Origin of the sequence: Bacillus sp. FJAT-22090, from assembly GCF_007676755.1 — a bacterium.
In the GTDB taxonomy this organism is placed as follows: Bacteria; Bacillota; Bacilli; order Bacillales_A; family Planococcaceae; genus Psychrobacillus.
Genome location: NZ_VEBK01000047.1, coordinates 1 through 248, shown reverse-complemented (window position 1 = coordinate 248; position 248 = coordinate 1). Strand labels below are relative to the sequence as shown.

Here is a 248-nt window from a genome sequence, read left to right as displayed (position 1 = left end):
GTGGTAGAGCAATCGGCTGTTAACCGATCGGTCGTAGGTTCGAGTCCTACCTTCGGAGCCATTCTTTTGGAGAGCTGTCCGAGTGGCCGAAGGAGCACGATTGGAAATCGTGTAGGCGGTTAACACTGTCTCAAGGGTTCAAATCCCTTGCTCTCCGCCAGATAACTTCTCTAGTACATAAAAACGGCCCCTTGGTCAAGCGGTTAAGACACCGCCCTTTCACGGCGGTAACACGGGTTCGAATCCCG

1 tRNA gene is annotated in these 248 nt (G+C 53.2%); it reads left to right on the top strand.

The features are described from left to right. Nucleotides 1-68: 68 nt before the first annotated feature. Nucleotides 69-160 (top strand) — tRNA-Ser (locus FS486_RS19870). The last annotated feature ends 88 nt before the right edge of the window (nt 161-248 follow it).